This window comes from Nostoc sp. ChiSLP03a (genome assembly GCF_034531215.2).
In the GTDB taxonomy this organism is placed as follows: domain Bacteria; phylum Cyanobacteriota; class Cyanobacteriia; order Cyanobacteriales; family Nostocaceae; genus Nostoc.
In genome coordinates this window covers 1-11,039 of sequence record NZ_JAVRBQ020000043.1, presented here as the reverse complement: position 1 = coordinate 11,039, position 11,039 = coordinate 1, and the positions used below count along the sequence as shown (strand labels likewise).

Here is an 11,039-nt window from a genome sequence, read left to right as displayed (position 1 = left end):
AATAGGTCATCAGTGATAGCATAAATTGTAATTATTTCGTTTAACATTACCCCTCCTAATTTTTCCTCTGGAGGGGATTTTATTGCTTATGCAATGCCACCTGAACACCTGCAAGCATAACTAGCAACTTGGGTTATTAGGGATTGAAACGGACGAGAGAACAGCTTAAAAAACTCTCTGAACGTATCGCAATCAACTAAAATCCCTATTAGGGATTGAAACACAAAAAGTACCAAGACACGCTTGCTTGTTCGCATCGCAATCAACTAAAATCCCTATTAGGGATTGAAACCAGTATGGGAATTTTTATAACATAAAAAGACATAATCGCAATCAACTAAAATCCCTATTAGGTATTGAAACATCACAAACTTGTAATGCAGTGAAGGGAGGACACATCGCAATCAACTAAAATCCCTATTAGGGATTGAAACATAAGTATCTGTACAAACAAATTCCAGTCTGTACAATCGCAATCAACTAAAATCCCTATTAGGGATTGAAACATAGGAGAGTGCATACTGGTTTTTTACCATTAGGTAATATCGCAATCAACTAAAATCCCTATTAGGAATTGAAACCTTTAAGTACACGACTTCGGGCGGTACTGTTTAAACTCAAAGAAAGTCAGCTATATTTAAGTTGATAGAGGAGCATTCAACAAATAATTTGTCGCTCTACAAATATGTCGAATAACTAATTATTTGTCGTCTTAACTAATTAATGTCGTTTATCTAAAATAGCTATAAGTCTTACAGAATAAAGTATATAGCTTTTTTAGGCTAAACTTAATACCATTCATGATTTAACTAATTAGCTGTCGTAAATTAAAAATATAACATTTTAAGTGTCGTTTTTTCAAAAAACAGCTTTAAAAATTTTTCGGCTATCGATAACGAAATAAATGTCTTTTTTCTGAAATGAGATAAATATAAAAAATTAAATGTCGCTTTTTGGAGCAAAATAGTATTATGTTAAATAGTATGTAAACAAATACAAGTAATAAATAAGACATATACGTAATAATGTCTTATTGTTTCTCTCTACTTGCGAAGTCATACTCCTATTCCGGCTTCATCTCAATGCAAGCTAAATCTGTAAACTTGGATTTTCTTAGAGAGACTTGCTGTACTGCCTAATCAATTAGTTTCAAGCTATGAAGTTTGTTATGGGTGAAACTCCAAACTCCAATGAGGTTGCTGAATTTTTGCTTCTGCACGAGCGCTCGGATCAGGTTGATAAAACTTCGGAGAGTGCAGACGCAAAAGAAAACAATGTAATTGTTACTGAACTCTCGGCAGAAGCTAAGTTGAGAGTGGAAGTATTACAAAATCTAATTGGGCCATGCGATCGCAAAACCTACGGAATTAAATTAAAGCAAGCCGCAGAAAAACTTGGCAAGACGGTTCGGACAGTACAGCGACTCGTCAAAAAATATCAAGAACAGGGGTTATCTGGCGTTACTGAAGCCGAACGTTCTGACAAAGGGGGCTATCGAATTGATGATAGCTGGCAAGATTTTATCGTCAAAACTTATAAAGAAGGTAACAAGGACGGTAGAAAAATGACACCCGCTCAAGTCGCAATTCGAGTTCAGGTTAGAGCCGGGCAGCTAGGTTTAGAGAAATATCCCTGCCACATGACGGTTTATCGCGTTCTTAACCCAATTATTGAACGTAAAGAGCAGAAGCAAAAGGTAAGAAATATTGGTTGGCGTGGATCGAGAGTTTCCCATCAAACTCGTGATGGCCAGACGCTCGATGTACATCATAGTAACCATGTTTGGCAGTGCGACCATACAAAATTGGATGTCATGCTGGTTGACCAATATGGTGAAACTTTGGCACGTCCTTGGTTAACAAAAATTACAGATAGTTATTCGTGCTGTATTATGGGCATCCATTTAGGTTTTGATGCACCTAGTTCTCTGGTAGTCGCCTTAGCTATGCGTCATGCGATGTTACGCAAGCAGTATAGTTCGGAATATAAACTTCATTGCGAGTGGGGAACTTACGGGGTTCCAGAAAACCTATTTACTGATGGCGGGAAGGATTTTCGCTCTGAGCATTTGAAGCAAATTGGTTTTCAACTTGGTTTTGAGTGCCATTTACGCGATCGCCCTCCCGAAGGTGGTATTGAAGAACGTGGATTTGGGACTATCAACACAGATTTTTTGTCGGGATTTTACGGTTATCTAGGTTCAAATGTACAAGAGCGTCCAGAAGGAGCAGAGGAGGAAGCTTGTATTACTCTGCGAGAATTACATCTATTGATAGTGCGGTACATCATTGATAACTACAATCAGCGAATAGATGCCCGCAGTGGAGATCAAACACGGTTTCAACGCTGGGAGGCGGGATTACCTGCGCTACCAAGTTTGGTTAATGACCGAGAATTAGATATCTGCCTGATGAAAAAGACACGTCGCAGCATTTACAAAGGCGGATATGTAAGCTTTGAAAATATTATGTATCGGGGAGATTACCTGGCAGCTTATGCAGGAGAAAGTGTATTGCTGCGATATGACCCCAGAGATATATCAACTGTTTTTGTATACCGTCAAGATTCAGCTAAGGAAGTACTACTGTCTCAAGCTCATGCGATTGACTTAGAAACTGAGCAAATCTCCTTGGAGGAAGCAAAAGCTGCAAGCCGAAAAATTCGTAGTGCAGGCAAGCAATTAAGTAATAAATCTATCCTTGCAGAAGTGCAAGACAGAGATACTTTTATTAAGCAGAAGAAAAAGACCCATAAAGAACGCAAGAAGGAAGAACAAGCTCAGGTGCATTCTGTAAAACCGTTTCAAACTAAAGAGCCAGTAGAAACTGTCGAAGAAACCCCTCAACCTCAAAAGCGTCGCCCTAGAGTATTTAACTACGAGCAACTTCGCAAAGACTACGATGATTAATCTGATTGACGCTTCTGGTTTATCGATTTTAAACGCATTTTATATTTGACAAACCACTGATTATGGCAGAAGATTATTTGCGGAAGTGGGTGCAGAATTTATGGGGAGATGACCCGATACCTGAAGAATTACTACCGATAATTGAACGGCTAATTACTCCTAGCGTTGTCGAGCTTGACCATATCCAAAAAATCCATGACTGGTTAGACAGTTTGCGCCTTTCTAAACAATGTGGTCGAATCGTTGCACCACCACGAGCGGGTAAGTCGGTGACTTGTGATGTTTATAAACTTCTCAATAAACCGCAAAAAAGAACAGGTAAGCGCGATATTGTACCCGTATTGTATATGCAAGTTCCTGGAGATTGTTCTGCTGGAGAGTTACTAATTTTAATACTTGAAAGTTTGAAATATGATGCAATCTCTGGAAAGCTTACAGACCTGAGACGAAGAGTATTAAGGCTTTTAAAGGAATCCAAAGTTGAGATGCTGGTTATTGATGAAGCAAATTTTCTGAAATTAAATACTTTTAGCGAAATTGCCCGTATTTATGATTTATTAAATATTTCAATTGTTCTTGTGGGAACAGATGGTCTGGATAATCTCATTAAAAAAGAGCCATATATTCATGACAGATTTATAGAATGTTATAGATTACCATTAGTATCAGAAAAGAAATTTCCTGAATTTATCCAAATTTGGGAAGATGAGGTTTTGTGTCTACCTGTCCCATCAAATTTAACTAAACATGAAACTTTAATGCCACTATATCAAAAAACAGGGGGCAAAATTGGTTTAGTGGATAGGGTATTAAGACGGGCTGCAATTTTATCTTTAAGAAAAGGGTTGAAAAATATTGATAAGGCTACTTTGGATGAGGTTTTGGAGTGGTTTGAATAATGAAAGCATCTTCAGAAATACCAAGATTTTTTCCAGTAGAGCCGCTCGAAGGAGAAAGCTTGAGCCATTTTTTAGGCCGTTTTCGCAGGAAAAATTATTTAACTGCAACTCAATTAGGTAAATTAACGGGAATTGGCGCAGTTATTTCACGTTGGGAGAAGTTTTATTTGAATCCATTTCCGACAACGCAGGAGTTAAAAGCGTTGGCTGCTGTGGTGGAAGTTAAAGTTGACAGATTGAGCGAGATGCTACAACCATTGGGTGTAACGATGAAACCACGTCCAATTAGATTATGTGGTGCTTGTTATCAGGAGTCACCTTGTCACCGCGTCGAGTGGCAGTTTAAGGATTTGATGGTATGCGATCGCCATCAATTACGCTTACTCACAAAATGCACTAACTGCGAGACACCCTTCCCAATTCCAGCAGATTGGGTACAAGGAGAATGTCCGCATTGTTTTTTGCCTTTTACTACGATGGCGAAGCGTCAAAAATCTCGCTAAGAAATGCCATCGACCCTTTTATACAATATCAACTAAAGAGCGATCGCTCGATGGGAAAGGTTTCGGTTTGATCCCCCAGTCTCGCCAGTAGTTGTAGGCATTGGCTAAGGTTGTGTTGGTTAATGCCGACAGATTAACGCAGATGTTACTATCTGCTGGAATGGGAATGAAAATGGAGCCAATTCGCTTATGTGCTGCCTGTTATGCCGAGTTGCCTTGTCACAAGATTAGAATGGCAGTTGAAGGTGATAAGGGGTGCGATCGCCACAAGTTAAACTTGCTTTCAGAATGTCTCAACTGTGGGGCTAGGTTTAAGGTTCCAGCGTTGTGGATAGATGGTTGGTGTCAAAGGTGTTTTATATAAGCAGGCAATCTCGTAGAAAAAGCTGCCTCAGTTAGAGAGCTTGAGGAATGATTTCTGTCAGGTGTAATATTTCAGTGCTAGTATATATAGCCTTTTGCATTTTTAACCTTTATTTAATAGTACAAATTTACTACAATAAATTAGGGTACATAAAATATCCAATTTCGGTTCTAAAGTATGGCACGCGGCGAAATTCTCAGAAAACTCTTCAGAAGCTTCTCTCGCAATGAGAGAGAAGAGTTTTTGGCTGCCGCTATGGAACTTATTGAAGAAGAAAAGAATAAAAACCACATACTGCTTGCTAGAGATTTGGAAAAGCTGCTCCAAAATGGCAATGGATACAGCAAGCCCCTAGCTACTAACCAGGCTCCCTGGAACCAGTTTTCTGAACCTCCTAAAGATAAGGATACTGGGCTTGCCTTACTTGAGGTAAAACAATTCGATCTGACATGGGATCACATTGTCCTCAGTGAAAAAATTTTTGATACCCTGCAAGAAATCATCCTCGAAAACCGTAAGCAGGACATACTTGCAGCTTACAACCTCAAACCCAAAAACAAATTGCTATTCTGTGGCCCACCTGGCTGTGGCAAAACTCAAACCGCAAAAGTTCTCTCCAGCGCACTGGGTCTGCCACTCGTTTACGTAAACCTAACGGCAGTATTCTCTTCTTACTTAGGTGAAACTGCAACTAATCTTCAGAAAATTTTTACCTATATCGAAAAGGGAGAATGGCTTGTTTTATTTGATGAGTTTGATGCGATCGCCCGCGATCGCGACAACTTAAATGAACATGGTGAAGTTAAACGCTTAGTGAATAGTTTGCTACAACTCATCGATAATGCAACCAATCAAAGCATATTTGTCGCGGCCACCAATCACGAGAAACTCCTGGACAGTGCAGTTTGGCGACGATTTGATGAAGTTATTTTCTTTGATAATCCATCGGTTGAACTGCGGACGGCTCTTTTGAGTCGTTACTTATCTGCTATCCGTTATACTGCTATTAATCTGTCTACCTTTGCTGATCGACTTGAGAATGCTACTGGAGCAGATATAGAGCGTATATGCTCTGATGCGATTAAAGCCGTGATTCTACGGGGCGAACGTACCTTGACTGCTGATGATTTAGAGGTTGCGATAGGACGTTTTTTAGAAAGACAAAGTATAATAGCAAACTCAACATAATTATTTACGTCGAACCACAATGGGGAGTCAGTTTGAACACCTGAAATTACCTAGAATAATAAATATTGAATTACCTCGGCGCTCCACTGGTGGTGGTTTTGGTGGTACAAAACGTACTGATGTCAGTGAACATGGTAAGCAGCTATTAGATCAAATTTCTACCCTAATTGAGCCTGTTAAACAAAAGACCAGCCCTTTCCGTCTTGATCCAAAATTGATTTTTAAGATCAAAGTTGCTGAAAAACACTCTTTTTCAGACAATTTGGTAACTCAAATAGGACTAAATGTCTTAGCGCGTGAATCCAATAAAGCCATTGTTGTCTTTTCGTCTGATAATGAGCTAACTGAATTCAAGAAGCGGTTAGAGAATTACAGCCAAATTAAAGATGGCCCCAAATATGAATACTTAGGGGCAATCGATGAGCTAGTTCCCCTCGAACCTGAAGATCGCATTGGTCGTCTGTTAGATATAAAGCATGTACAACCTGGTGAACTTGCCGCTTTAGATTTAGAACTTTGGCACACAGGCAATCGCAAAGAAATGCGAAAGTATTTAGATGATATTGCCGATGTCCTAGAAAGTTTAACCAGCGATACTGCTCCTATGAGAATGAGTGATAGCTACATAGGTGACTATCTCTGTATTGCTCGGATTAAAGTGACTAACGAAGTTTTAAATCTTCTGCTGCTAGAGGAAATTGTTAAAGAAATTGATCGCCCTCCCCAACCTGCTTTTGAAACAACTGCTGACTATAATCTGCCCATTTCTAGTTTTCCCGAAGTTGTTCCCCCACCTGAAGATAATTGCGGCGTTCTTGTTATTGACTCTGGTGTACAGCGTGGTCATCCTTTAATTTCTAAGGTACTGGGTGAGGCTGAAGTATTCCCAGATGCAAAACGGCAATTCATAAAAGGTGGAGCTGATGATGTACATGGGCATGGTACAAATGTCGCTGGCATTGCTATCTATGGAAATGTTGAGAACTGCGTTCAACAGCGTTCCTTTGATCCAACAGCTTGGTTATTTTCTGCTCGTGTAACAGATGAGAATAACAGATATGATGAGGATCTTCTCATAGAAACTCAATTTGATGAAGTTATTCGCGCTTTTGTTGAACAGTATCCTAATTGCAAAGTCATCAATATTTCGCTAGGTAATGCCGATCAAATTTACCGAGATGGTCTGAAGCAGTTTCGGTTAGCCGCCAAAATAGATGAAATTGCTTATCAATACCAACATAAAAATATTCTGTTTGTAATTTCAGCCGGTAATGCTTTCTATGAAGAGGCAGAGTCAAATGAGCAGCTACGGACTGATTACCCAAATTATCTGCTGAACAAGAGCGCTCGAATTATTGACCCAGCAACTTCAGCAATTGCATTGACCGTAGGTTCTTTATCATTTGGTCGCGGTAGTGTCACAGAACCTTCTGATGTTCGTCGTCAGGCGATCGCAAATTTATCAGCATACCCTTCTCCATTTACCAGAACTGGCTTTGGCGTAGATGGAATGATTAAACCTGATGTTGTGGACTTTGGTGGAGATTTAGTGTTAGACCTCAGTTATCGAGAAAGTCTAGGTATACCTCAAGTCAATGTATTGCCAGATAGTGTAGCTGGTGTTTCTGTTCTAACCCTATCTAAAAATTTCAACAGTTCTTTATTTCACATCTGTAGTGGTACAAGCTTTGCTGCACCTCGTGTTGCTAACCTTGCTGCCCAACTTTTTACAAAATACCCAAAAGCTAGTTCTAATTTGATTCGGGCGCTTATTGTCAACTCTGCGGTTCTTCCCAAGGAAATTCCAGTGGAATTTCAATGTAATAGTAAACAATCTCAGAGTCAAAATACAAAACAAATCGAGAACCAGTTAGCAATTTATGGCTATGGGCAGAGTGACTTGGAACGTGCAATGTATTCTGCCGAGAATTACGTTGTTTTATCAGAAGACAATATCTTTATTCCAGCAGGCAAGTTTCATATTTATGAAATTCCCCAATTACCGCCCGAATTTTTTGAAGTAAAAGGTACTCGCTTACTATCAATCACCTTGGCATTTGATCCACCAACTCGTCCCACTCGTGGAGACTCATATTTAGGAGTCACGATGGAATTCAACCTTTTCAAGGGAATTGATCGCGAAAGTATCGTGAATGCTTATGTAGATGCTAGTAAAACAGATGTATCTGATAAATTCGCAGAAATATCAATGGAAATTTTGAAGAAAAACAATGGTTCTGGCATCTTGGTCGATTTATCTCCAGGTTCTAACCTTCGGAAGAAAGGAACGGTACAAAGAGGACAAGTAAAAATATTTCCTCAGTCCACAAAATATGATGAAGGAAACATGACCCTGGTTGTGAACTGTAACCGTAAATGGGCAAATCCAGATGAAATCGAAATGCAACGTTATGCGTTAGTCGCCTCCATTAGCCATTCCGATCCTCAAGTTAATTTATACAATCGCATGAGACTCCAGATTAACCAGAGAAGCGATAGAGAGCAAGAACGATTACGAGGAAGAGTTTAATTGATAATCCGGTAATAGGAGTCAGCATACTATAACTTTATAAGACACAGGAATTAAAGCTTGACTCGTTTATAAGGATGCGGTCGATCGCACTTTCCAAGCCAAGCTCTACAGCATCAAGCCATCGCTTCATCAATTTGTATTCCTAGTACTAGCTTCACTAATAAAGTTACGGTAGTGTATGAGCTTGACTTTTGCGGAGATGGCAGAATGTCAAAAGCTGATTTAGAAGGTTGAGGCGATGTCTAGCGACAACCCACTGCGCGTCTACGCACTTCTACACTAACCAGAAATTGGCCTTGAGTTTTTGCTGTTGCGATCGCAGCACTATTTGTAGTAAACAAGAATTAAATAATAGATACTTGGTTTCAGTAGAGTTTTATCAAGTTTAGGGAGATGACTTTACAATAAAAATAAATAAAATAGTTAAACTTCTTATTATAAGTGATAAAATAAATTTGTGGGCGAACGTCGGCTTCATGCCGTGTGTCTGGGTAACTTGTTTACTTAGACCTAGCCCACTACCCACTTTAATTTATCTAGCGACAGTAGATTTGAATCGGTATACCACTCTCCATATCCTTTATTTCGCCGATCATCTAAATCCATAATCATTCTGTATTTCTGGGCAAGCGGAAAAAAATACTTCTCTTCCTGGCGTTCATAATAATCGCTGTAATGCACACAGATAGTAGTCAACAACCTGTAAGCCAGCAAACTCCGATGGGTAGGCTGGTTTAATAATTGTTTGACTATCGCAGCAGATTTGCCACTTAGTTTCAAAATTCTTTTTTGCTTGATTAATAGCTTGTTGCAATGCTTCTTCCCGTGCTGTTTTACCGCGTCTAGCAAAAACAATATGATTAGCACTGGCCTTGTGTAATCGATCCTTAAACAATCGTTTCACTAGGTCATCATATATATCATCTTGATTTATTTTTTTGCTCAAGGCTTCGTAGGTTTTTTGGGTTACTAAGGCTAACTCTGCTTTGCATCTAATAGCCACAAATATTTTTACGTCAAAAGTCTGCATGAGTTTGAAGACTTCCAGCCTAACATCATGGTGATCGTCTTTAGCATGGAAAGTAATTGCAGTTTTCTTGGCAGACGGTTGCATTGAGGGGATATCTTTAAAACGTGGATCGTTGCAAAGTTGTGTTCTGAGTTCTGCAAGTTCTAAAATTACCTGTTCTGGTTGACAAATCTGGGCTATACCTACCATAAAAAACTTAGATGCCCCTGGTTTTCCTACTATAATTCGTCCTTTTTTGTCAAAAAAAGTTAAGTCTCCTGCTTCGTCAACGAAGTAATGGCGAATATTCGCTTTTTCTTTCATGCGTAAAACATTTATAGTTTAAATAAATTTACCAGCGTTGGATAAAGCTCCCACCTCTTTTTTTAGTGACAATTCGCTTTAGAATGCTTAAGCATTGATAGTAACAGCACATCAGGTTCTTTTCTCATTCTTCTCTGAAATTATTTCATTGTGTCAGTTTACGCTTGTAGCTCATGGAAGTAGCTAAGACATAACGCTGTGAGTGAATTGGGAGCAAATGCAAGCGACAATGTACTATCCAGCTAGCAAAACCCACTTTGGACAAGGCTTTACAAAGATTGCAACTAAAGTATAATTCTAATCTAAAGAATTATACTTTTCAAGTAAAAAGTATAATTTAAGTAAATTTACTCGCCAATCACTTGTAAAACTTTTGGCGCAATAAATATCTTTCCGTAAGAACCTTCACTAGCCTGCACTAGGATACCTGCATTGACGAGCTTTTCAACGTTCTGTTGTGCAGAGCGATAGCTAACATCCATAATTGTCTGGGCTTGGGTAATTGTGAGAATAGGAGACTCAAACAAGCTGTCTGCAAGACGCAACAATAAGGCTGTGGCGCGGGTTTGAGTTAAGTCTTGCCTCCATTGCAACTGCAAATCTTGTAACCGTTTCGACCGAACCAAGGCATCTTTAGATTGTTCCGTTACCCCTTGTAGAAAAAATATTAGCCAGTCCCGCCAAGCCCCACAATGACTGATCCTGAGCATTAAATCATAATATTTTTGTCGATGACGTTCAAAAAACGCACTGAGATAAAGTAAGGGTTGGGGTAATAAGTTCCAATGCAAAAGTAATAATGAGATTAGTAATCGCCCAATACGTCCATTGCCATCAATGAAGGGGTGAATAGCTTCAAATTGATAATGAATTAAACCTATCCGAATAAGTGGTGGATAGCCACAGTCACTATTAAGATATTTTTCTAATTCCTGAAGACATTTTTCCATTTCTGGCACAGGTGGAGGAATAAATCGAGCGTCGTTGATAGTTAGCCCTTGCACTACAATCCAGTTTTGAAAACGACGGAATTCTCCAGGAGCCGCTTTTTCTCCACGCACACCATCTACTAAACGCTCATGGAGTTCACACATAAAACGTAAGCAGATAGGCAGAGTTGTGAGTCTTTCTAAGCCATATTCTAAAGTACGAACATAATTAAAAACTTCTCTTATACCAATTTAATGTGAAGTTGCACATATCTTGATCCCCCTAAATCCCCTTAAAAAGGGGGACTTTGATAGATGTTTTTCCGGTTCCCCCCTTTTTAAGGGGGGTTAGGGGGGATCGAATTCTATGCAGCTTTATAAA

General features: G+C 39.3%; 8 protein-coding genes. 6 read left to right on the top strand and 2 right to left on the bottom strand.

Features of this window, described 5'->3' with window-relative positions; all coding sequences use genetic code 11:
- Positions 1 to 1,168 precede the first annotated feature (1,168 nt).
- The 6 genes from RMY32_RS06885 to RMY32_RS06860 all read left to right on the top strand — a co-directional run bounded on the left by RMY32_RS06885 (position 1,169) and on the right by RMY32_RS06860 (position 8,392).
- A complete protein-coding gene (locus RMY32_RS06885) occupies positions 1,169 to 2,908 on the top strand; it encodes a Mu transposase C-terminal domain-containing protein (protein WP_409882416.1) in 1,740 nt (579 codons plus the stop codon).
- A gap of 62 nt (positions 2,909 to 2,970) precedes the next feature.
- The gene (locus RMY32_RS06880; RefSeq protein ID WP_322714389.1) at positions 2,971 to 3,807 is read left to right on the top strand and encodes a TniB family NTP-binding protein; all 837 of its coding nucleotides are present in this window, start codon (positions 2,971 to 2,973) and stop codon (positions 3,805 to 3,807) included.
- Positions 3,807 to 4,310 carry a TniQ family protein gene (locus RMY32_RS06875; protein ID WP_322714388.1) on the top strand — a complete coding sequence of 168 codons (504 nt, stop codon included), beginning with the start codon at positions 3,807 to 3,809 and terminating at the stop codon, positions 4,308 to 4,310. Before RMY32_RS06880 ends, RMY32_RS06875 begins: the two co-directional genes overlap by 1 nt.
- A 100-nt stretch (positions 4,311 to 4,410) precedes the next feature.
- Positions 4,411 to 4,674: a hypothetical protein gene (locus tag RMY32_RS06870; protein WP_322714387.1), complete on the top strand. Its 264-nt coding sequence runs from the start codon at positions 4,411 to 4,413 to the stop codon at positions 4,672 to 4,674.
- Between the two features lie 177 nt (positions 4,675 to 4,851).
- Complete coding sequence (locus RMY32_RS06865) at positions 4,852 to 5,862, top strand: ATP-binding protein (RefSeq protein WP_322714386.1); 1,011 nt, start codon at positions 4,852 to 4,854, stop codon at positions 5,860 to 5,862.
- Between the two features lie 19 nt (positions 5,863 to 5,881).
- Positions 5,882 to 8,392, top strand: a complete 2,511-nt coding sequence (locus tag RMY32_RS06860; protein ID WP_322714385.1) for a S8 family peptidase — start codon at positions 5,882 to 5,884, stop codon at positions 8,390 to 8,392.
- Between the two features lie 661 nt (positions 8,393 to 9,053).
- On the opposite strand, the gene RMY32_RS06855 is transcribed toward RMY32_RS06860, so the two are convergent.
- Both RMY32_RS06855 and RMY32_RS06850 read right to left on the bottom strand, forming a co-directional pair.
- Positions 9,054 to 9,728, bottom strand: coding sequence for a DUF3800 domain-containing protein (locus RMY32_RS06855; RefSeq protein WP_322714384.1), 675 nt, complete (start codon positions 9,726 to 9,728; stop codon positions 9,054 to 9,056).
- A 347-nt stretch (positions 9,729 to 10,075) separates the two neighbouring features.
- Entirely contained in the window at positions 10,076 to 10,837 is a 762-nt protein-coding gene (locus RMY32_RS06850; RefSeq protein ID WP_322714391.1) for a Fic family protein, read from the bottom strand.
- Between the last annotated feature and the right edge of the window lie 202 nt (positions 10,838 to 11,039).